Annotated in this window: 17 protein-coding genes; 9 read left to right on the forward strand and 8 right to left on the reverse strand. The window is 59.6% G+C overall.

Annotated features, from left to right (window positions below):
* Positions 1-3: 3 nt before the first annotated feature.
* Positions 4-318 (forward strand): PilZ domain-containing protein, encoded by a 315-nt coding sequence (locus AAC850_RS06840; RefSeq protein ID WP_340587936.1) that lies wholly within the window; start codon positions 4-6, stop codon positions 316-318.
* Positions 319-324: 6 nt separating this feature from the next.
* On the opposite strand, the gene AAC850_RS06845 is transcribed toward AAC850_RS06840, so the two are convergent.
* Positions 325-1,119 (reverse strand): outer membrane protein assembly factor BamD, encoded by a 795-nt coding sequence (locus tag AAC850_RS06845; RefSeq protein ID WP_340587937.1) that lies wholly within the window; start codon positions 1,117-1,119, stop codon positions 325-327.
* 278 nt (positions 1,120-1,397) lie between these two features.
* Here AAC850_RS06845 and AAC850_RS06850 point away from each other — a divergent pair, with 278 nt between their 5' ends.
* The 4 genes from AAC850_RS06850 to AAC850_RS06865 all read left to right on the forward strand — a co-directional run bounded on the left by AAC850_RS06850 (position 1,398) and on the right by AAC850_RS06865 (position 5,285).
* The gene (locus AAC850_RS06850) at positions 1,398-1,730 is read left to right on the forward strand and encodes a UrcA family protein (protein WP_340587938.1); all 333 of its coding nucleotides are present in this window, start codon (positions 1,398-1,400) and stop codon (positions 1,728-1,730) included.
* A gap of 197 nt (positions 1,731-1,927) precedes the next feature.
* Positions 1,928-2,665: a 2OG-Fe(II) oxygenase gene (locus AAC850_RS06855; protein ID WP_340587939.1), complete on the forward strand. Its 738-nt coding sequence runs from the start codon at positions 1,928-1,930 to the stop codon at positions 2,663-2,665.
* 5 nt (positions 2,666-2,670) lie between these two features.
* The gene (locus AAC850_RS06860; RefSeq protein WP_340587940.1) at positions 2,671-4,362 is read left to right on the forward strand and encodes a tetratricopeptide repeat protein; all 1,692 of its coding nucleotides are present in this window, start codon (positions 2,671-2,673) and stop codon (positions 4,360-4,362) included.
* Positions 4,359-5,285, forward strand: coding sequence for a class I SAM-dependent methyltransferase (locus AAC850_RS06865; RefSeq protein ID WP_340587941.1), 927 nt, complete (start codon positions 4,359-4,361; stop codon positions 5,283-5,285). Before AAC850_RS06860 ends, AAC850_RS06865 begins: the two co-directional genes overlap by 4 nt.
* Positions 5,286-5,419: 134 nt before the next feature.
* Here the strand turns inward: AAC850_RS06865 and AAC850_RS06870 are convergent, their stop codons facing one another.
* Positions 5,420-8,338 (reverse strand): TonB-dependent receptor plug domain-containing protein, encoded by a 2,919-nt coding sequence (locus tag AAC850_RS06870; RefSeq protein WP_340587942.1) that lies wholly within the window; start codon positions 8,336-8,338, stop codon positions 5,420-5,422.
* A gap of 426 nt (positions 8,339-8,764) precedes the next feature.
* On the opposite strand from AAC850_RS06870, the gene AAC850_RS06875 reads away from it, so the two are divergent.
* From AAC850_RS06875 to AAC850_RS06885, 3 genes are all read left to right on the forward strand, one after another.
* The gene (locus AAC850_RS06875) at positions 8,765-8,953 is read left to right on the forward strand and encodes a Flp family type IVb pilin (protein ID WP_340587943.1); all 189 of its coding nucleotides are present in this window, start codon (positions 8,765-8,767) and stop codon (positions 8,951-8,953) included.
* 137 nt (positions 8,954-9,090) lie between these two features.
* On the forward strand, positions 9,091-9,276 hold the full coding sequence (locus AAC850_RS06880; protein ID WP_340587944.1) for a Flp family type IVb pilin: 186 nt from the start codon (positions 9,091-9,093) through the stop codon (positions 9,274-9,276).
* A 399-nt stretch (positions 9,277-9,675) separates the two neighbouring features.
* The gene (locus tag AAC850_RS06885; RefSeq protein ID WP_340587945.1) at positions 9,676-12,225 is read left to right on the forward strand and encodes a TonB-dependent receptor plug domain-containing protein; all 2,550 of its coding nucleotides are present in this window, start codon (positions 9,676-9,678) and stop codon (positions 12,223-12,225) included.
* Between the two features lie 111 nt (positions 12,226-12,336).
* Here the strand turns inward: AAC850_RS06885 and lepA are convergent, their stop codons facing one another.
* Entirely contained in the window at positions 12,337-14,154 is a 1,818-nt protein-coding gene (gene lepA / locus AAC850_RS06890; RefSeq protein WP_340587946.1) for a translation elongation factor 4, read from the reverse strand.
* Positions 14,155-14,219: 65 nt separating this feature from the next.
* On the reverse strand, positions 14,220-16,451 hold the full coding sequence (locus AAC850_RS06895) for an EAL domain-containing protein (RefSeq protein WP_340587947.1): 2,232 nt from the start codon (positions 16,449-16,451) through the stop codon (positions 14,220-14,222).
* Between the two features lie 201 nt (positions 16,452-16,652).
* On the opposite strand from AAC850_RS06895, the gene AAC850_RS06900 reads away from it, so the two are divergent.
* The gene (locus AAC850_RS06900) at positions 16,653-17,972 is read left to right on the forward strand and encodes an FAD-dependent oxidoreductase (protein ID WP_340587948.1); all 1,320 of its coding nucleotides are present in this window, start codon (positions 16,653-16,655) and stop codon (positions 17,970-17,972) included.
* Positions 17,973-18,012: 40 nt separating this feature from the next.
* Here the strand turns inward: AAC850_RS06900 and dnaN are convergent, their stop codons facing one another.
* From dnaN to AAC850_RS06920, 4 genes are all read right to left on the reverse strand, one after another.
* Complete coding sequence (gene dnaN, locus AAC850_RS06905) at positions 18,013-19,140, reverse strand: DNA polymerase III subunit beta (RefSeq protein ID WP_340587949.1); 1,128 nt, start codon at positions 19,138-19,140, stop codon at positions 18,013-18,015.
* Positions 19,141-19,286: 146 nt separating this feature from the next.
* Positions 19,287-20,051, reverse strand: a complete 765-nt coding sequence (fabG, locus tag AAC850_RS06910; protein WP_340587950.1) for a 3-oxoacyl-[acyl-carrier-protein] reductase — start codon at positions 20,049-20,051, stop codon at positions 19,287-19,289.
* A gap of 72 nt (positions 20,052-20,123) precedes the next feature.
* A complete protein-coding gene (locus tag AAC850_RS06915; RefSeq protein ID WP_340587951.1) occupies positions 20,124-22,112 on the reverse strand; it encodes a beta-propeller domain-containing protein in 1,989 nt (662 codons plus the stop codon).
* 67 nt (positions 22,113-22,179) lie between these two features.
* Positions 22,180-22,782 (reverse strand): hypothetical protein, encoded by a 603-nt coding sequence (locus AAC850_RS06920; RefSeq protein WP_340587953.1) that lies wholly within the window; start codon positions 22,780-22,782, stop codon positions 22,180-22,182.
* Positions 22,783-22,792: the final 10 nt, after the last annotated feature.

Here is a 22,792-nt window from a genome sequence, read left to right on the forward strand (position 1 = left end):
TTCATGTCGGTCCTTACGATAAGGGCACACCGGCGCTACGCGCTGAGAATGCCATCCAAACTTAAGCTTGAGAACCGCAAGGCCGTGCCTTGCCTGCTTATCGAGCTGTCGCAGCAAGGGGCGCGGATCAGCAACCTTGGCCAACGCGAACTCGCCGTGGGCGAGAGCGTGGCACTCAATACGAGTTGTGGCAGGCGGCTCGATGGCACGATCCGCTGGGCGCATGATGGCGTTGCTGGCATCGCGCTCGGCAAGCCGCTGCATCTGCCTGATCTCGCGGAATTGATCCACGCGAACCGCAAGACTGCGGTCGCTTAAGCGGTATTAACCGCCCACGCGCGCTGGCTGGTGCTCTTCCATCAGCTCGTAAGCGCGCTCATACCATTCATTGCCCGGATAATTGGCGCCCAGCACAGCGGCATAACGCTGCGCTTCTTCGGGAACGCCGATTGCAAGGCTTGTTTCTACCAGGCGATAAAGCGCTTCGGGCGCGTGGCTGGTGGTCTGGTAATCATCGATCACGTTCTGGAAGCGGAGCTGCGCGGCAAGCCATTGGCCGGTCCGCTCGTAAAAGCGGCCGATTTCCATTTCCTTGCCGGCAAGGTGATCGTTGACGAGGTCGATCTTCAGCCGCGCATCGGCAGCGTAGGGGCTGCGCGGGTAGCGGCGGACGATTTCGTTCAGAGCTGCCAACGCCTGCCGCGTGATAGCCTGGTCGCGTTCGACGTCGCTGATCTGCTCATAATAGCTGAGCGCGATCAGATAATAGGCGTAGGGCGCATCGCGGTTACCCGGATGGATCGAAAGAAAGCGCGAGGCTGATGAAATCGATGAATTGTACTCACGCGCCGCATAATAGGAAAACGCACTCATCAACTGGGCACGGCGGGCCCAAGGCGAATAGGGGTGCTGACGCTCCACTTCGTCGAACAGGGCAGCGGCCACTGTCAGATCGCCGCGATCGAGACGATCCTTGGCCGCATTGTAGAGTGATTCCACGTCGCGGGCGACATAGGCGAGATCGGTTTGCTGGTTGGCGCTACCGCCGCCGCAACCGGTCAGAACCAGGGCAAAAGTGGTAGCGGCAAGCGCGCCGCGGAGCGGTTTGGTCAGTCTCATGCCTCGCCTATAGCTACGCCCGCGCTGAACGCCAAGTGAAGCTATTCGCTTCATCCCAATTTCTCCTATCCTGGACGCTTTGCTCATCGTTGCTGCGCATCTCGACATTTGTCGGCGCGAATATGTCGGTCGTCGGAGCCCTCGCTGCTTTGTCGATGTTGCGCGAGGCCCGGTCGAGACGTGCAATCATTTCAAGAAGGGTCTGCCTACAAGAAACTCAGCACTTCCGGTCACCCCCCACCCCCAACCAGGCCGGGAGAGTATGAGGAGGATATAGAATGACCCGATTCCTGAAAAGCAGCCTAGCCCTATCCCTTGCCGCCAGCGCCCTTGTTGCAACCCCTGTCCTTGCCGGAGAGCGCGCCGCCGACGAGGCGGAAATCGCCACCGCTGCGGTTGAATACCGCGACCTCGACCTCTCGACCGACCGCGGGCAGGATCGCCTCAACGCTCGCTTCCGCCGCGCAGCGCAATATGTTTGCGGCATGGATATCCGCGACGCCGGATCGAACCTGCCGAGCCGCGAAGCGCGCGCCTGCTATGTAGAAAAACTGCGCAGCTTCGATCGCCAGGTCGCCATGCTGACCGAAGCGCAGGCACGCGTCGGCTGACAGTTTCACCGAACAGAGACCCCGCCAACCGGCGGCCGTAGGGTAAGCGCGGCCATATGCCGGAACGGGTCTCTTGAGAGCCCGCTGCTCCCGCCTCCCGTCCACCGGAAGCGGATTGCAGCGGGCTCCTTCTTTTGTGCTCCGCCAGGCATGCCGGGGGCTGGCGCATGGCAGCCTGCTTTTCTATAGGCAGCGCCATGGCCAAGGCGCTTTTTGAACTCAATCCCGATCTCGACCGCACCGCGCTGGCGGCGCAGTTCGCCGAGGCGACCCGGTTGCAGATTCCCGATGTCCTGACTGACGAAACCGCGCGCGAGCTGCGCGAAATCCTGCACAACCGCACCCATTGGGGCATGGCGTTGCAGGCAGGAGCCGACGGCAAGGCGCACGGATTCCGGGCGCAGGACCTGCGCCAGCGCGAGGTCGCGCAAAAAGCCATGGAAGTCGGCAAGGCGACTGACCAGGCGGCCGCCGGGCGGGACTATGCCTATCGCGCATTGCGCTATTCGCTGGTCGAGGCAGTGCAGGAAGGCTGGGATCCGGGCGGTCCGCACGAGCTGCTGCTCGAGCACCTCAATGCAGAACCCTTTCTTGGCCTGATGCGCGAGGTAACGGGCATTCCGGAACTCGCAAAGGCCGATGGTCATGCGAGCTGCTTTGCGGCGCAGCATTTCCTCGGCCTGCACATCGACAGCCACGTCGCCGAAGGCTGGCGCATCGCCTATGTGCTCAATCTCACCATCGATGACTGGTACCCTGACTGGGGCGGCTACCTGGTCTTTTTCGATGAGGACGGGAACATTGAAACCGGCTTCAAGCCGCAGTTCAATACGCTCAACCTGTTCCGCGTGCCGCAAGCCCACGCGGTCACCTATGTTCCGCCCTTCGCGCCCAAGGGCCGCTATGCCATCAGCGGGTGGCTGCGCGACCGATGATCGGCATGTCGGCCCAGCAGTTCGCCGCCAAGGCAATCGAGGCGGCCCAGCGCGGTGATACGGTCGGGGCTCTCGCCACGCTGGCAGAAGCGGTCAAGGCTCATCCCAGGGAATCCCGGCTTTGGCATCATGCCGGCAGCCTCATGCTGAAGAGCGGCAATGCCGAAGGGGCGGTGCAGCATTTTGGGCAAGCCTTTGCCCTTGAACCTGCCAATTTCGACTTTGCCATCGACCAGGCAATCGCTCTGACAACCCTGGATCGGTATCGCGAAGCGCTCGAAGTTCTTGCAACCGTTGAAACGCAGGGTGCTCGTCATGCGCATTACTGGTCAACCCGAGCCAATGCGGCGCGCGGGACGGGAGACTTCGAAACCGCCTCCAAGTGGTACGACCGTGCGCTCGAAATAGAGCCGTCGCGGCCCAAGGCCCTGCAAGGCCGCGCCACCGTTGCGCTCGAGCGTGGCGAGGAGGATGCACCCACACGCTTCGACAAGGCACTCGCGATCAATCAGGGCGATGCGCAGTTGTGGCTCGGGAAGGCGCAGGCACTCGATGTCGCCGGACGTCCGGCAGAAGCGCGCGAAATAGCCGAGGCGCTCGCCAGGCAATTCCCGCAATGGCTGGATGCGCTGCGCCTGCTTGCACAATTGCGACTGGGCATGGGCGAAGCAGATTTTGCAGCGCCGTTTCGTGAAGCGGCCGAAAAATTGCCCGGAGAACCCGGCATTCCGGGTGAACACTGCCGCCAGCTCGCCGCACTCGACTTGGCGGAAGAGGCGATGGAGGTCGCCGCCGAAACCCGCCTGCGTTTTCCCGACAACCCGCACTTCGCCATGCTCGAAGCCATGCAGGCAGGCGCTGCGGGGCATGACGAACGCGCCGAAGCAATCTGGACGTCGCTCGAATACGATCGCGTCGACCGGCACGTGTTCGAAGCACGGCACTGGGTCCGCCGCAAGGATTTCGCTCGCGCGGACAGCGTGCTCGACAAGGCTCTCGCACTCAGCCCGTGGGACATCGGCGGCTGGGCCCTGCGCGACCTGATCTGGAGGGCTAGGGGCGACACGCGGCACGAGTGGCTGCATGGGCAGGACGGTTTGGTGCAGTTTCTGCCGCTGGTGGATGTCGATGCCGTCTTGCCTGATGCGATCAAGGTTCTCGAGGACCTGCACGACAACGCCCACCATCCCCTTGGCCAGTCCCTGCGCGGCGGGGGCACCCAGACGCGCGGGCGCCTGTTCGATCGGCATGAGCCCGAATTGCAAGCCCTGCATCGCTCGATCACTGCTACATTAGCGGAATATCGCAACAATCTGCCGCCGGCGGACGAAAGCCACCCCCTGCTTCGCCACAGGCAAAGCGATTGGACAATATTCGGTTCCTGGTCGATCCGGTTTCTCAAGGGCGGTGGCCATCACAAGGCCCACCTTCACCCGGAAGGCTTGATCTCTTCAGCCTGCTACCTGCAGTTGCCCGATGATCTGGGTGCCGGAGGCGAGTCAAAGGAAGGGTGGATCGAACTCGGGCGCCCTGCCCCGGACATCCGGCTCGACCTTGAGCCGCTCCAAGAAATCCAACCGAAGATCGGATATCTCGCACTCTTCCCGAGCACGCTGTATCACGGAACCCGCAAGTTCAAGGAAGGTCGCCGGATGACGGTAGCCTTCGATGTGCAATCAAAATTGGACAAGCAATGACCGAAGCCAATGTCCACGATGCCTGGAATGTTTTCTGGGAACGCCAGAGCCGCCGCAGTGGTGCCGACGCCAAGCGCGGCAGCCAGCCTGAGGCTTGGCAAGGCATCGCGGAACGCCAGCGCCGTGTCTGGCTCGGCTTGGCCCGCACGCTCCCCAAGGGGGCTAACGTGCTCGACCTTGCAACCGGTGATGGCATGGTGCTTTCGTGTCTGCAGGAGAAAAGGCGGGACCTGAAACTCACCGGGATCGACCGCGCGACTGCCCTCCCCAATGCGCCACGCGGCATCAAGCTGCGCGGCGGGGTGAACATGGCCGACCTCCCCTTTCCCGATGATCATTTTGCGGCAGTGACTAGCCAGTTCGGCTTCGAATACGGGGATATTGCCGCCGTGGCGTCCGAAGTCACCCGCGTCTTGAAGCCGGATGGAAAATTCGCACTGCTCACCCACCGCATCGACGGCCCAATTGTTGCGCACAATCGCAAGCGCCGTGCCCAGATTGCCTGGGCTTTAGAGGAAAACGACCTCGTAACCGTCGCGAAAAATAGCCTGTCCCTGCGCAAGGCCGGGATCGCCGCGATACCGCAAGCCATCATTGAAGCCCCCGAAATGGGCGCCAAGGCTCACGGCCCAAATTCTGCAGCATGGGAAATTGCCGAGGCAATCCGGCAGACCCTTCACTTCGGTCGGAATGACGATCCTCAGCAGGTGGCAGCCCTGCTGGACGAGATCCTCGCACAGGCCCGAAACGAGCTGGGTCGCATCGCCTCGCTCGAAGTGGCGGCTGCAACCGCCAGCGATTCCGAATCCATGCTGGAAGCAATGGAGAAAGCCGGATTGCGAGAGGCCGAGCAGGCCATGGTCACAGATGGCCGCTCTCCCAGCCCCTTCGCCGATTACTGGGTGTTCATCCTGGCCGATTGACCGCAGCGTATATTCGCACCTCCCGGAAACGGCATCAACGCACCGCCATAATGCGTTTCAGATAAAAAAGGGCGGGAGACCCGGAAGTCTCCCGCCCTGATTTTGTGTCGAGCTTTCGCCCGATCCTTCGTCGCTTAGAAGCGAACCAGGACCGATGCGAAGAAGTCGCGACCCAGCACGTCGTAAGTCGACGGGTAGGTGTTGGACTGCTCACCGTTGTTGAAGTCACCCAGCAACAGCGTGTTGGTGTCGTTGGTGACAACACCGTTGGCATCAAACACCGGGGAGGTCGGCAGAGTGTCGAACAGGTTGTTCACACCAACCGTGAACGTGAACATCTCGTTGAAGTCATAAGACGCCGTGAGATCGATCAAGTCGTAGGCTGCGATGCGCTCAACGTGGTAGTCGAACGTTGGATCATCGTCGTCAACTGCACTCAGGTGACGCCAGCGGGTCGAGAAGGTCAAAGGACCATCGACATAGCTTGCACGGGCCGTCCACTTGAACGCTGCCTGCGGTTCACCGCATTCGAGACCAAACTCGCCGGCACATTCGATGATGTCCGTCGGGTCTGTCTGGTCAGGTGCCAGCAGGTTCGACTCGGTCCAGGTACCCAGGAGCGACAGGTTCAGGTCGGAAGACCCGTTGCCGAACGCGGAGAACCCGAGGTCCATGCCGTAGTTGATCTGAAGATCGATACCGCTGGTTTCGAGACGGGCAACGTTGGCACCACCAAGACGCGGAGCAGTCGTGCGGTTGAAGCCGCCCGATGCGTCGCGAGTGTTGACGAAACCGGCACACTGCGGAGCGCTCAGGTTCTGGATCGTGTTGTAGCACAGGTCCAGAGCTGTCTGCAGACCGATCGTGATGATGGCATCGTCGATCGTGATGTTGAAGTAGTCGGCAGTGATCGTCAGTCCGGGGACTGCGGTCGGCTGGAGCGCGACACCAAAGGTGTAGCTGTCCGACGTTTCTTCCTGCAGGTTCGGGTTACCACCGAAGAATGCAGCGATCTGCGGATCCGGCTGGATCAGGTTCGAAGCGTTGGCAACGACTGCAGGATCGTTCGATCCGAGCTGGTCGAGCAGCGCATTCGAAACGCCATTCGCATTACAGATCGTGCGAAGTCCACCCGACGAAGCGGCCGGAGTTGCGCAAGGATCGTTCGCACCGGGGAAACCGATGGCCGAACCCTGGAACAGTTCACCGACGTTCGGTGCACGCACCGCACGCTGGTACTGACCACGAAGCGTAATGTCGGGGATCGGCGAGAACTCTACGCCACCGGCATAGGTCCACACGCCGCCAACTGCGTCGAGCGAGTAGTCGGAATAACGACCGGCGCCCGACAGTTCGAAGCGCATGCCGCTTTCGGTTTCGAACGGAATGTTCAGCTCGCCGAACAGCTCGCTGACATTGTATCCGCCTTCGGTAGGCTGACCGGCGTTGAAGCCCTGCACGTCACCCGAAGCGAGGAATTCGTCGGGAATGAAGCGCGAGAAGACTTCACGGTATTCTGCACCAGCAGCGAAACCGATTGGTTCAGCAACACCAAGCGCGAAGTCGCCGAACGTGCCCGAAAGGACAGCCGAAGCGACCTGAAGCGAAGAAATATCGCCATTCTGTGCCTGGATACGGAACGAGTCGACCATATCAGGGGTAAGGGTGTTCAGACCGAAGATGTTGATCTGGTCACCGGTGCCATTCACGCCTGCGGTGAAGCGCGACGTGGAAGCGTTACCCTGCTGAATGTTCGCATTCCGAGTACGGGCATACAGATAGTAAGCATCGTAGCTCAGGAAGTCCGTCAGGTCGCCACGAAGGCCACCAAGCACGCGGAAAGCGTTACGTTCGTCGAGGTTGCGACGACCGCCGGCTTCGAGAAGACGACGACGAACCTGCACGTTCACCCGACCGTCATTTGCCTGGGTGCCGGTTTCGCTGGCATCCAGAGCACGGAATTCAGCTTCCGTACCTGCATCGATGAAACCATTCGACGCGAGCGAATCGATGTCGAGGAAGGTGTTCACGAGGATCGGCGTCGGAGCCAGTTCGGAATCGACACGGTTGTTGACGTAAGTCACTTCCGTGTAGAGTTCGGCCGCTTCAGCGATTTCATAGCTGGCATAACCACCCATGAGATAACGTTCTTGCGGCAGCTGCAGGTAGTTAACCGGCGCGAAGTTGTAGAGGTCGCCCGGTGTCGAGTAGGCACGAAGCGAACCCGGCGAACCGAAGATGGCAAGGCCGTTGTTTTCGAACGAAGTACCCGTCCGGTCGCCATTGCCCAGGTAGGTCAGGCGGGTTTCGGGCGGAAGCGACGAGCCGAGCTGACGCAGCGGAGAGCCACCGAGCGCGAATTCGGAGAATTCACGGTCGCCCTGGAAGATGTCTTCACGGTTATAGTATTCACCGAAGACGGTGACGTTGCCGCGGCCGTCGGCGAAATCGGAACCGATTGCACCGTGGACCTGCCAGCGATCGCCATCACCACGGTCGGTGATTGCATACTGGCCGCCAAGTTCGGCACCGTCGAGTTCACGAAGGCGGAAGTTGACAACACCGGCAAGCGCGTCCGAACCGTAAACGGCCGAAGCACCACCGGTCACAACGTCAACCGAATCCAGCAGGAACTGCGGGATCGTGTTGAGGTCGGTGATCTGGTTGGTATCGTAGAACATCCAGCGACGGCCGTTGACAAGCAACAGCGTGCGGTTGGCACCGAGGCCACGCAGGTTGAGCGAGGCGGTACCGTTACCGGGGTTGTTCGAGAAAGAGGTGACGCCAGGTACGACCTGCGGCAGCGTGTTGACGACGTTTTCAACGTTCACGGTACCCGACAGGGCGAACTCTTCGGCATCGACAACTGCAACAGGTGCAGCGGTTTCAACGTTGCGACGCGCGATGCGCGAACCGGTAACGATGATGCGGTCTTCTTCTGCGGCGGCAGGCTGGATCGTGGGATCGTCCTGAGCCATTGCAGGCGTAACGATCAGCGATCCGAAGATCACCGAGCTCGCTAGCAGCGAAGCCTTGGTCTTGCGATTAAACATGTACATACTCCTGGTAAGGGGGAGAAACTGCTGGAAAGAGGCATCCGACGCGCAGATATTTTTACCATTATCGACGTCGAACTGATGACTCCACTTTCCTGGATGCGACCCAAAGCACGAACAGGTGTGCACACACAATCTCTGTCTGGAGCGGTTTCACACGAGACGAAATCGTGTGACATTTTTGAAACAATTGGTTCAGGGCCGTTGCCTTCATGCCCCTGCCTGGCCGTGATTCATGGGCAAATTGCCAATCTTGCGCATTTTTCCGCGCCCGGTTTGCAGCATTTTCAATAGCATTTGCGCGGGTTCGCCAGCGAAGTTGCGCGGAACCCAACAAGCCAGCCGCACCACTCGTAATCCGATCTTTACCATAAGGGCGTATTGCGCGACCTTGGATACGAAACGTTGTGGGGGCGTCAAATCATGCTTGTACAATTCAATCACCGACTGCTCGCGGACCAACAGGGCGCAACCGCCGTGGAATATGGCCTTCTCGCCATGCTGATCGCGGTCGCACTGGCGGGGACGATGCTGTCGCTCGGCAATGAAGTCGAAACGCAATATGACACGATTTCGACCGAATATTCCGAAGCGAACCAGCCCGCCGGCTGAGCCCGTGGAATCACCTATGCGGCGAGAAAACGTCTTCCTACCGCCGCGTTAACCATGCTCGCTTACCGCGCTGAAACCGTTTTGCAGGGACAGTTCCGCTTCAAGGCCGCACACGGCCCGCATATCTGGAGATGACAATGTCAGCTTTTCTCACTCGGCTGCGCTCCGACGAGACGGGTGCCACCGCCATCGAATATGGTCTGATCGCCGCCCTGATCGCCGTTGCCGCCATTACCGCGCTGCAAAGCCTCGGCAATGAACTGTCGGCCACGTTCAACAACATCGACACCGAACTGACCGAAGCCAACAAGGCCAACCAGTAAGTTGCATCGAACAGGGCGTACAATGATGGGCCGCGCGCGTTACAGCGAGCGGCCCCTTTGTATATGCTCAGGCTCCACCTCCAAGCGCAAAGAGGCAACCTCGGTCGGGTGGATCATGGAGTAAAGAACGCAATGACAGGTCGGTATGTCGTTCGCACGCCAGAACATGGCCAACGCGGGTAGCTGGCCCTGAACCATTCAAAGCTTTCAACAAACCTAGTGACAACAATGTCACTAACGGGAATAAACCTTTTCCCATTTCTATGGGCATAAGTCCATTTTGATAGCGTTATCAAAAAGATGAATCCCTAAGTATGAGCACGGCAAAAAAACGTTGCTCGGAAACATTATTTGCGCCTACTTTTGCTCTCATAAAAAATTCTTGCGGATGGGGAGCTAATGATCATGACGACGTCTCACAAACGTGGCGCGCTGTTGGGCGCGACTGCAATGTCCATTCTCTTTTTAACTTTTCAAGCGAATGCGCAAGACAGCAACGACCAAGACCCGGCAGAAGAAGCGGCAAGTACAGGTGACGCAATTGTCGTCGTCGGGAGTCGCGGCAGGCCCCGAACCGTCACTAACTCGCCAGTTGCGATAGATTCCGTAGGAGCTGATGCAATAGCTACCACCGGTGCGATCGAAACCGGTCGGATACTTCAGGAACTTGTGCCATCGTTCAATTTCTCGAGCTCCTCCGTTTCAGACGGTACGGATTCGCTTCTTCCGGCAACCTTGCGCGGATTGGGGCCGGACCAGACGCTTGTCCTAGTAAACGGACACCGTCGTCATAAATCCGCGCTAGTCCATGTGAACACTTCCGTTGGGCGCGGAACTGCGGGGACTGACATCAATGCAATCCCGGCTAGCGCATTACGACAAGTGGACGTGCTGAGGGACGGTGCATCCGCCCTATACGGTTCTGACGCCATAGCGGGCGTCATCAATTTCGAATTGCGTAACTCGCCTTACGAAGGAAACGTAGTGGCCACGATTGGCCAAAACTACGAAAGCGATGGACTGACTTATCAAGCCAGCGTGAACAAGGGTTTCGCGCTCGGGCCCGAAGGATTCATCAACCTCACTTACGAATATACCAACCACGAAGCCACTAACCGGGCCGGCTTGTCTGCGCAGTGCCAATACCTTTGCTCAACGGTTGGTGGCCAGGTTCGCGCAGATCCTTCGACTGAAGCTCGCGAGATCGCGTTCGATCGGCAAAACTTCCGAATTGGCGATTCCGAGAGCGAAGGCCACAGCATCTTCGTGAATATGGGAACGCCGCTTTCCGAGACGGTCGAAGCGTACGCATTCGGAGGTTGGAGTTCGCGCCGCAACGAATCTGCGGGCTTCTATCGCCGAGCCAATCAGGGAGGGAACACGCTGCTAGCGTTGTATCCAGACGGATTTCTGCCCTTGATCCGACCAAAGATTGAAGATTTTTCAGCGGCTGGCGGGTTGGAATTTGAAGCCACTGACGACCTCAGTATCGATGCCGGACTGACCTACGGCACGAACAGCTACACATTCCAGATTGCCAACACCAACAATGCCTCGCTTGGCCCATCTTCGCCAACGGTATTTGACGCTGGCACGCTCGAACTTTCAGAATTCGGTGCCAATGTGGACGCGGTCTACAGCTGGTCCGATTTCAGTGCCGCATTCGGCGTCGGGTACAGGACAGAAAATTACCAGCTCAAGGCTGGTGAAGAATCATCGTATGCCGACGGTGGATTCATCAATACGGATACGTTCAATACACCACCCTTGTTCGGGCCGACGCCTGGCGGTGCCGGTGCCCAAGTTTTCCGCGGCTTCAGCCCCGACAATGCGGTTGACGAAAGCCGCGACAGCTATTCGGCGTATCTAGAACTTACAGCTGACTTGGGTGACAGCATCAATCTGCAAGCGGCCGGGCGTTACGAAAATTACGACGGCTTCGGAAGCTCGGTAACCGGTAAGATCGCGGGCCTGTTTACGTTTACAGATGCGGTCAAGGCACGCGGGTCGTTCACGACTGGTTTCAGAGCCCCGTCCATGCAGCAGCTATATTTCAACTCCACCAGCACGCAGTTTGTGACTGTCGGCGGCATGACCGTGGCCCAGGAGCGCGGCACCTTCCGCAATGACAGTGCGCTAGCTCGCGGATTGGGGATTCCCGAGCTTCAGGAGGAGACATCTATAAGTTATGGTGGCGGCCTCATTCTGGAACCCCTTGGGGGACTGGTGATCACCGCCGACTACTATCACATCGACATCGATGACCGGATCATGATTTCCGGTGCCATCAATCCGGTAACGCCTGAAATACAGGCCGCTTTTGACGCGGCTGGAGCAACCCAGGGTCAATTCTTCATCAATGGTGTCGACACGAAGACCGATGGTGTTGATATTGTTGCAGCTTACACCGTACCGGGTGGTGTCGGAGATGGATCATTGAGATTCACGTCCTCCTTCAATTTCAATGACACGAGTGTCACTGAATTGCCGGCGCCTGGCCTACTGGCTGGCCTTGATCTTGTAACGGCGCAAGATGTTTCGATCATTGAAGAATGGCAGCCTCGTACGCGCTTCAACTTCGGGGCCAACTGGAACAACTCGAATTGGGGCTTCAATGTACAATTCAGCCAGTACGGCGAATACACGGTCTGTGAGGGCGGATGTACTGGAGCGGACACTGACACGCAGACTTTTTCGTCGAAATGGCTGACCGATGCTCAGGTCGATTACACGTTTGACATGGGGCTCAAGATCGCGGTTGGCGCAAACAATCTGTTCGACGTGTATCCCGACAGAAACAACATCGGTCAGGCACGAGGTGGCTCGCTATTCGACAGCGCGGGCAATCTTATCGTCGAAAGTCCAGGTGTCTTCCAGTATTCCCGCCGGTCGGCACCATTTGGCTTCAACGGCGGCCATTACTACCTGCGTGCGAGTCTGAGATTTTAACGCCACCAAGGCCAATGATCTGAAAAGAAGTCGGGCATCTCATAAGTAGCCCGGCTTCTTTTCTATAAACTGGTTCTGATTTCCGCCGTGCCTGCCAAAAGTTGACAGCGGCTACTCCTCACCCATCCGCAGCGCGGCAATAAACGCCTCCTGCGGAATGCTCACATTGCCATACTCGCGCATCCGGGCCTTGCCCTTCTTCTGCTTCTCGAGCAGCTTTTTCTTGCGCGAAATGTCGCCGCCGTAGCATTTGGCGGTCACGTCCTTGCGCATGGCGGCGATGGTTTCGCGGGCGATGATCTTGCCGCCGATGGCGGCCTGGACGGGAATCTTGAACAAATGGCGGGGGATGAGGTCCTTCAGGCGCTCGCACATGCCGCGGCCGCGTTCTTCGGCGACGCCGCGATGGACGATCAGTGACAGCGCATCGACGGGTTCGGCGTTCACCAGAATGTTCATTTTCACGAGGTCGCCTTCGCGCAGGCCAATCTGCTCGTAATCGAAAGAGGCATAGCCTCGGCTGATCGACTTCAACCTATCATAGAAATCAAAGACCACTTCGTTGAGCGGCAGTTCGTATGTCACCTGCGCGCGGCCGCCGACATAGGTCAGGTCGGTCTGGATGCCGCGACGGTCCTGGCACAGTTTGAGGATCGAGCCGAGATATTCGTCGGGCGTGTAGATCACCGCCTTGATCCACGGCTCCTCGATCATCTCGATGCGGTTCACATCGGGCCAGTCGGCGGGATTGTGGATGTCTACCACCGCCGCGTCCTCATTCTTCGTATGCGCGAGGTGGATGCGGTAAACCACTGAAGGCGCAGTAGTAATCAGGTCGAGATCATATTCGCGGCTGAGCCGTTCCTGGATGATCTCAAGGTGCAGCAGGCCGAGGAAACCCGCGCGGAAGCCAAAGCCCAGCGCGGCGCTGCTTTCCATTTCGTAGCTGAAGCTGGCATCGTTCAGCCGCAGCTTGCCAATGCTTTCGCGCAGCTTCTCGAAATCCGCCGCGTCGACCGGGAACAGCCCGCAGAACACCACCGGCTGCACTTCCTTGTAGCCGGCGAGCGCCTTTTCCGCCCCGCCCTTCACCGTGGTGATCGTGTCACCCACGCGGGCCTGTTCGACTTCCTTGATCTGCGCGGTGATGAAGCCGATCTCGCCAGGGCCGATTTCGGGCAGGTCCATGCGCTTGGGGCCGAAGCAGCCGACGCGGTCGACCAGGTGCTGCGTGCCGCCCTGCATGAACTTCACTTCGAGGCCCTTCTTGAACACCCCATCGATCACGCGCACGAGGATGACGACGCCGAGGTAGGGATCGTACCAGCTATCGACCAGCATCGCCTTGAGCGGCGCGTCGCGGTCGCCCTTGGGCGGCGGGATCTTGGCGACAACGGCTTCGAGCACGTCCTCGATACCGATGCCCGATTTGGCGGAGGTGAGCACGGCGTCGCTCGCGTCGAGGCCGATGATGTCCTCGATCTCGGCCTTAACCTTCTCCGGCTCGGCAGCGGGCAGGTCGATCTTGTTGATGACACTGACGATTTCGTGATCGTGCTCGATCGACTGGTAGACATTCGCGAGCGTCTGCGCCTCGACGCCCTGCGCCGCGTCCACCACCAGCAGCGCGCCCTCGCACGCGGCGAGGCTGCGGCTTACTTCGTATGCGAAGTCGACATGACCGGGCGTGTCCATGAGGTTGAGCTCATATGTCTCGCCGTCCTTGGCGGTGTAGTTGAGGCGCACGGTCTGCGCCTTGATTGTGATGCCGCGCTCCTTCTCAATGTCCATGTTGTCAAGGACTTGCTCGGACATCTCGCGCTCAGTCAAGCCGCCACAATGCTGGATCAGGCGGTCAGCCAGCGTGGACTTGCCGTGATCGATATGGGCAATGATGCTGAAATTGCGGATTTTGGAAAGGTCTGTCATTTGCGAGCAGCCATTAGCCGCGCTTCAGACAAATGTCAGCACATCTTATCGACCCACTTGCAAGCTTATCCGGCGCGTAGAGATCCCGCGTTCACATCTACCTGCATGAACTTCGGCGTGGAAGCGGTGGTGCCTTGTTGGCCCGGTATGGCGTAGTGTCCTGGAGGTAGCGCTCTAAGCGGCATCCCAGCCGCCGCGAGCATGTATGGCGAGACCCGGTGGCGGGTGCACAGGCCGCCGGCGCCATCGCTGACCAGTGGCGTTTCGAAGGACAAGCCTTGCGTTGCGTCTTGCGAGCGCCTGACCGTGCCTACCACCAGTTGTCCCTCGCCAAGGTCGAGCACGAGCTGTGTTCCGACCGGCACATCCACCAGTCCTTCAATGCGTGCTCCTGTACGCGAAAGATCACGCAACATGGCGGAGTAGTGGTGATCCTCGTGGATCACTCCGACGCGCCGGAAGAGCGTTTTGCGGGACGACCGGTGCTTGGCCGGTCCAACCGGTTCATAGCGCAACTCTCCCGATTCCAGCTTCTCCAAGACCGCGGTTTGCGGCACTGCGCGAGAGAAGATGAAGCCCTGCACGAGGTCTGCATCGAGACCGGCAATGCACTTCAGTTCGTCGAGAGCTTCGACACCTTCGGCCGTGGTCGCCATGTTCATTGCCCTCGCCAGGCTCACAATAGCGGTGATGATGGCAGCACTCGAATTGTCGTCCTGTGCGCAGCCACGAACAAAGCTTTGATCGATCTTGATCTTGTCGAACGGAGCGCGGCGTAGATAGGAGAGCGACGAGTAACCCGTACCGAAATCGTCCAGCGCCAGTTTGACACCCAGTTTGCGCAACTTTTTGAACATCTGGTCGGTGGCGTCGACATCGCCCATGAACACGCTCTCGGTGATCTCCAGCTCCAGACGCTTCGCAGGTAGACCCGACGCTGCGAGCGCGTTTTCGACAACTTTGGGGAGATTGTCGCTGACAAACTGCTGGGCCGAAACATTGACCGCGACGGTAATTTCGTCCGGCCATTTGGCGGCATCCTCGCATGCCTGGCGCAGCGCCCATTCACCCAGCTCATCGATCAGATTGCTGTCCTCGGCGATGGGAATGAATGTCACCGGGCTGATTGCTCCGTGGGCGGGATGGTTCCACCGCATGAGTGCTTCAAAGCCGCGCACATGATGCGATTTGGCATCGACCGCAGGCTGGTAGTGCATTTCCAGTTCGCCCTGCGCCAGAGCGTCACGCAGGTCTTCCTCGATCTCGCGGCGATCTTCGGCCGATTCCTTCAGATCGTTCGAGTAGAAGCGGAACTGACCGCGCCCCCCGCCCTTGGCAGCATAGAGCGCCAGGTCAGTCGCCTTCACCAGCTCGTCCGGTTCGATCCCGTCGTAAGGGGCGATGGCGATGCCGATCGACGTGCCGATGATGGCCCGGCTGCCTTCGATGGAATATGGCTGGGAGATCATCTGAATGATCCGATTGGCAAGCTCCCCCAGCTTCCCGCGATCATCTTCATCGGGCAGGATAATCTGGAACTCATCACCACCCAGACGGCCGATTTCTGCCCCATCAGGAACGATCTGTTCAAGACGTTGCGAAACCTGCCGTAGCAACTCATCGCCTGCCGGATGGCCGAGCGTGTCATTGACCTGTTTGAAGCGGTCAAGATCGAGCATCAGCAGCGCGCAGGAGCGTTTTTCAACACGGTAGGCATTGAGGACGGTCGTCAAACGCCGGGACATGCGGTGGCGATTGGCGAGCTTCGTTAGCGAGTCATATTCCGCCGCACGCGATGATGCCAATTCCGCGTGATACATGGCGGTGATGTCTTTGACGCTGCCGCGATAGCCCTGAAAGTCACCGTTCTTGTTGAATTGAGGCTTGCCGGTCAGCGCCCACCAAGTGCCGGATTCAGTATCGTCACTGGCAATGGATCCGGCCAAACGCACCGGCTGGTCGGTAAAAGTAGTGCGCGCACTGAGGAGAAACGTAAGTGGTCGCGTGCGATTGGCGCTATCGCTCCCTTCGACGGTTTCCACCAGGCTACCCAAATGCTCGCCGATAACGGGTCGATCATCGGAAAATTTGCCGATCGCCGCAGGCGAGAGATATGTCAGAGCGCCAGTGTCGTCCGTAGCCCAGAACCAGCTGATTCCGGCCGCTTCCAGCGCGTCGAACATCTTGAGGCGCTGCTTTGCGTCGAGCACGCCCGAGCGGGCGGCGGCAGCTTCGGCGTCAGGCACACGTATGGGGTCGCCGCGTTGGCCACCAAAATTCTTGATTATGCCGCGCATACCCACGGTGGGCAGTCTCCCTAAGCCTTACTCGAATAAAAGTATCAAAGTCGGAAATTCGTCCCGCACGTACTAGCGGCTCGACCTTACCAATTGCCTAAGTGATCGCAGCTAGCGGGGCACAGCGGGACCGGCTCCATTGCCGGACACAGAAAATTGGGTAAGCAAGGAGGTGGAGAAGCCGGTCAACGGGGAGGAAGCATGCGCCATATCGCAATCGTCGGATCGGGTCCTGCGGGGTATTACACGGCAGAAGCAGCGCAAAAGGCATTTGGCGATGATGTCCGGGTCGATGTATTCGACATGCTGCCGGTGCCATACGGGCTGATCCGAACCGGCGTTGCTCCCGATCACCAGTCGATCAAGGGCGTGGCGCGACGTTACGAAAAGACTGCTCTAACCGAAAATGTCCGGTTTGTCGGCAATGTTGCCATTGGCCGCGACCTGGAAATTGCCGAATTGCAGGAGCTGTATGACGCTGTCGTTCTGGCCACCGGTGCGCCGCGTGACCGCCAACTGGGTATGCCGGGCGAAGACCTGGAAAATGTTTTCGGCAGCGCCGCCTTCGTTGGCTGGTACAACGGCCATCCAGAATTTGCCGATCTCGACCCAGATTTGTCGGGCGACACTGCAGTGGTCATCGGCATGGGCAATGTCGCGCTCGATGTCGCCCGCATACTCGCCAAGACCGTCGAAGAGCTGGAAGGCAGTGATATCGTATCGCACGCCTATGACGCGCTGAATGCAAGCTCGATCGAGCGGATAATCATCCTCGGGCGGCGCGGTCCGCACCAGATCATGATGACGCCGAAGGAACTGGGCGAACTCGGCAGTCTCGAGCGCGCTGCTCCGCATGTAGAGCGCGATGACCTGCCCGAGGAAGTTGAAGATGCAATGCTCGAACCGGGCTTGCGCAAGTCCGTTACCCTGCTGCGGCAATACGCCGCCACACCCGAACACATCCGCGCCGAAAAGCAGATCGCAATAGAGTTTGCATTCTTTACCCAGCCCAAGTCGCTGATTGGTAATGACAAGGTCGAGCAAATCGAAATCGAACACACCAAGCTCGAGAAGGGTCGCGCAGTCGGCACCGGCGAGATCAGGCAGCTCCCCGCCCAACTGGTCATCAGCTGCATTGGCTATCAGACGGCACCGATCCCCGGCGTTCCATTCGATACCCGCGCCGGCCGTTTCGCCAATGACGATGGACGTATCCTGCCGGGCCTTTACTGCGTCGGTTGGGCCAAACGCGGGCCTTCCGGCACGATCGGGACCAACCGCCCTGATGGGCAAGGTATCGTGGAACTGATTGCCGCTGACCTTGCCGACGGCACGCTTGGCAGAGGCGGCAAAAGCGGACGTGAAGGCTTCGATGAATTGGCCAGCAAACGCGGGCTGGACGTGGTGACCTTCCAGGACTGGAAGAAGATCGAGGAAGCCGAAGCCGCAGCCGCGCGCGATGGCGCTCCACGCGAAAAATTCGTCGATATTGAGGCGATGATCAGGGCATCATCGCGGTAGCATTCCTGCCCGGACGCGCCGGGCCACTGCTTGCTCCGTATCAGACCCGCATCGGCATCAGCACATAGAGCGCCGGCGACTTCTCGTCTTCGCGGATCAATGTCGGCGCACCGGCATCCGCGAAGTGCAATTCCACAGTGTCGTTGTTCAACTGCGCGAGGATGTCCTTGAGATAGGTGGCGTTAAAGCCGATCTCCATCGCGTCCGACCCGTATTGCGAGCTGACTTCTTCCACCGCATTGCCGTTGTCGGGGCTGGTAACGGTGAGCGTTACCTTGTCGGTATCGAGGCCCATCTTCACTGCGCGGGTCTTCTCGGTGGCGATGGTCGCCACGCGGTCAACGCCGGCGAACAGCGACTTGGGATCAACCTTGAGCAGCTTGTCGTTGCCCGTCGGGATAACGCGGCTGTAATCCGGGAATGTTCCGTCGATCAGCTTGCTGGTCAGCACCACACCGCCTTCGCCGCCAAGCGTAAAGCGGATCTTGGAGGGGCTGAGGTCGATCTGAACATTGCCTTCGGTCGCTTCCTCCAGCAGCTTGCGCAGTTCTGCCACGGCTTTGCGCGGCACGATTACGTCGGGCATTCCGTCGGCACCTTCCGGGCGGGCAATCGTGAAGCGGGCGAGGCGGTGGCCATCGGTTGCCGCAGCCTTCAGCACGCCGCCGTCATCGTCTGCCACGTGCAGGAAAATGCCATTGAGGTAGTAGCGCGTTTCTTCGGTGCTGATGGCGAAGCGCGTGCGATCGATCATTTCAGCCAGCGTCTTTGCAGGCAATTCGAAACTGGTCGGCAGATCGCCTTCCACGATCACCGGGAAATCATCGCGCGGCAGTGTCGGCAGCGAGAAGCGGCTGCGACCGGCCTTGATCGTCATTCTGTTATCGGCGGTTTCCAGGCTGACCTGACTGCCATCGGGCAGCTTGCGCGCAATATCGAAAAGCAGGTGCGCCGACACGGTGATCGAACCTTCGGCGTCGACCGCATTGGCCTGCAGATTGTCCACCACCTGCAAATCAAGATCGGTCGCCATGATGCGCAGATGTCCGCCAGCCTCTGCCTCGATCAGGACATTGGACAGGATCGGGATGGTGTTGCGCCGCTCCACCACGGACTGGACGTGGGACAGGCTGCGAAGCAGCTCTGCGCGTTCAATGGTGACCTTCATGGCAATCAATTCCCCATTCGTGCGTGGCGGTGGCCGGGAAAACCCGGAATCGCCTGCCAGCGCCGGTAAAATGCTGCATTACCCTTAGCGCAGGTGCGAATACGGGCAAGCGAACGGTGGCGTCTGGCGGGATTCCTTGGGGAAAACTAGGAAAGCATCGCCATTCCGCCATTCACATGGATCGTCTGGCCGGTGACATAGCCCGCTTCCTTGCTTGCCAGATAGGCAACTGCTGCGCCGATATCGTCGCCCTCGCCCATGCGGCCCATCGGAATGCGCCCGTTGATTGCGTCCTTCTGCTTGTCATCAAGCGCCTCTGTCATGGCAGAGCGGATAAAGCCGGGCGCGACGCAGTTGACGGTAATACCGCGGCTGGCAACTTCCTGCGCGAGGCTTTTGGACATGCCGACAAGTCCGGCTTTGGCAGCAGTGTAATTCATCTGACCCGGATTGCCCGTTGTGCCGACCACGCTGGTGATGTTGATCATGCGACCGAACCGCGCCTTCATCATCGGGCGCACGCTTGCGCGCATCAGGCGGAAGGAGGCTTCGAGGTTGATGCGGATCACCTGATCCCATTCCTCATCCTTCATCCGCATGGCGAGATTGTCGCGCGTGATGCCGGCGTTGTTTACCAGAATGTCGATCCCGCCGAGCGTGTCGACTGCCGCAGGCACCAGTTCTTCGACCTGTTCGGGATTCGACAAGTTGCAGGTTATCTCGACATGCCCGTCATGGTCGTGATGCGCATAGCTTTCGTTCAGTTCCTCGCGAAAGGCGCGCAATTTGTCTCCATTGGAGCCAGACAGCGCCAGTCGTGCCCCCTGCGATGCCAAGGCGCGGGCGATGGACGATCCAATCCCTCCGCTGGCTCCGGTGACAAGGGCATTCATTCCTACGAGTGAGAACATGGTTCGCGTTTCCCTGCTGCAATTCCTTGGCCCGCCTGTTGCGCGTCGGTGCGCCGCGGGTCAACAGGCAGGCTAACGTTGCGCCCGGCTGCGCGGGGTGAAACTGACGCGGCGGACCTCATCAATCTCGCGGCCATCCATGCGACCCTCGACGAGTTCGTAGCCCATCAGCGCGAAGATGCGGTCGCCCAGGAAGATGGGCCGGGCATTGCCATACCAGTCCACGCACGAAGCCACGCAATTGTCGCTGCGATTCGCCTTGGCGCGGCTGTCGAGATGGCCCGCAGGGGTGAAAGCACGATTGTCACGGCGGAGGAAAAAGATTGCCGAGGCATCGCCAAGAAATTCGCCTCCACGGTTCGCCCGTTGTCGAGTGACCGGCAGGCCTAGAGTTCCTGAAACGCCGCCGGGAGAGCCTGCATCCGGACGATAGAAGAAGGCCTGACTGCGCACCTCGCCTTCGCTCGCGGCGGGGAGCATGTACACATCCTCGACCCGTGCTTGCGCGCCCAGCGAGATTGCGGAAAAACCCAGCGTATTCCTACTGCCTGGTCCAATTGCGATGGCATCCGACCCCATGACGTCAAATCGCGTAACGCCGTGTTGCAGATCGATCCGCTGTGCTGCGCGGCCGTTTACGGGAGCGGCGTAGATAAAGCGGTCGTCCTCTTCAGACCCGAAATCACCGGCGGCATAGAGCAGATAGTCGCCGACAAAGCGGTTGTGGAATCGCCAGCCTTCAACCGGCGGCAATTCGCGCATGGCCTGTTGCGGTATCCGTTCCGATCCATCGGTGAAGGCCGCCATCGGTACGGTCAGCAGGCCAAGGTCGCCTCCCGAAAATTCGCTGCCCCACATGCCTTCGCCATTCCCCTCGGCACGCAGGACTACTCGCAGCACGCCGTCGCCGCGATCTTCGGTGAAGGAAAACTGGTCGATAGGTGCACCGTCGACCGGCACCGAGCCAGGGCGCGAGCCATCGAGCGGCAGGCGAAACAACTGGCCATCCGCCGTCCCGCCTTCATAGCGGGTGGCGCCCGTCCAAAGGTACACGGCGCGAGGGCTGACGTAGAAGACGCGGCTCCACGTGCCGAGCACTGCAGTGGCTTCGCAATCCAGCTCCGGGGCGGAGAGGTCGCAACGCGTCACAGCATGGGCCATCGGCAGCACGAATTTGCCGCGCCTTGCAGGTTCGGTGACGTAAATGTCGTCCGGTTCGAGAAGGTCGATCACTTCGCCATCGGGACCGCCACGGCGCAACGCAGGCATGGTCGCGCGCCAATCGTTCCAGCGCATCGAGACAGGCGCGTAAAAGATCAGCTCGTCACCGATCATGCGCGAGGCGTAGTTGCTGGAAGAATAATAGTCGCCAGAGCGCAGGTAATGCGTGTCGCGATACGTCAGACTTCCGTCGCGGCCCAGTCGGAAGCGGTTTATCTCGGTCCCGAAATCGCCGTAGGAATAGCCAACAACGATGACCTGATCACCGTTTACGAGCATCTCGTCATACCAGGTGCTGTCCGCATTGCGCGCATCGGGCGGGAACGCGTTGATGGCGTCCACAGGCTCCAAGGCGTTGCCTCCATGACGAACGGTGAACACGCGTCCGCGGCGAAGAATAACCAGGTAATCGCCCGCATCCTTGACGATCGCGCCCTCGTCCACGCCTGCTTCCTGCGTATTCGTGATCTGCTCTCCGCCGGGAGCCGATGCGTCGGCGGATTCCATGGCCTGCATGAAGCCAAATTCGGCCTGGGGCGCAGCAACTGCGGCAGGCGGAGGAGGTGGTGGTGGGGCGTTTGTAGAGTTGGCCGTCACTGTGATGACGTCGCCACCGCTGCCGTAGTTTCGATTACGCGCGCCCGACACCGCCAGCATCTGCTCGGCAAAAGCCTCGAAGGCCTCTTCATCCTCGAAGGAATAGAGGCCAACGTCCTCGCTCGCGCTCGATGTGCTGCTTGCGACTTGCTGTCCGGTCGCGGACTGGCAAGCCATCAGGGTCAGGCAGGCCGCAAGGCCCTTGGCGATGATCGGGATCGGAGCGCGAACGGGCAATTTCAAGACAGGTCCCCCAGCAGTGTTACAATGTAACATCGCGCTGCTATCCTGAACGCAGGATGTATTGCTCTCAGCGCAAATTCGTAAACTCGCGCTGACCGATCCGTTGCAACCCCATGAAGCCGAGCAGCAGCCCCACCTTTTCGGCGACCATCTGGCTTTCGTCGTCTACATCGAGTCCCGCGCCCATCAGGAACGCGCCCATCACCATTGCATCACCCTGGGAGACGGAAACCTCTTCTCCGCCCATGCCGGACATGACACCGGCTTCGATCACGCCCCAGAGCCGGTCGCGATTGCCAGCTGCCAGCGCATCATCGAGCATCCGCAACTCACTGGAAGAAAGGTTGCCCGAACTGCGATAGGCCGCTTCGTTGACGCGACCCAGCTCGTAAAGTGTCGCGTAAATTGATTGTTCCGGGTTCCAGTCAAGACGCGCGGTGCAGGTCTCGATCGCGCTCATCGCGATGCTGCTGATCCGGTCGAACGCGGGTTCGTTGATGTCCGCGCCGCCCGTGCTCATGATCCGGCCAAGTTCGGCAAGCTCTTCGCGTTGATCGGTGCTGTATTGGCCTGCCATGCAATTGAGGCCCTTGCCCTGCGCGACAGCAGGGACCGCCAGCAATGATAGTGTCAAAGCACCGATAGCGATGGCAATGAATTTGCGGCCCATCGTTTACCCC

It is taken from the genome of Erythrobacter alti (assembly GCF_037996805.1).
GTDB lineage: Bacteria > Pseudomonadota > Alphaproteobacteria > Sphingomonadales > Sphingomonadaceae > Alteraurantiacibacter > Alteraurantiacibacter alti.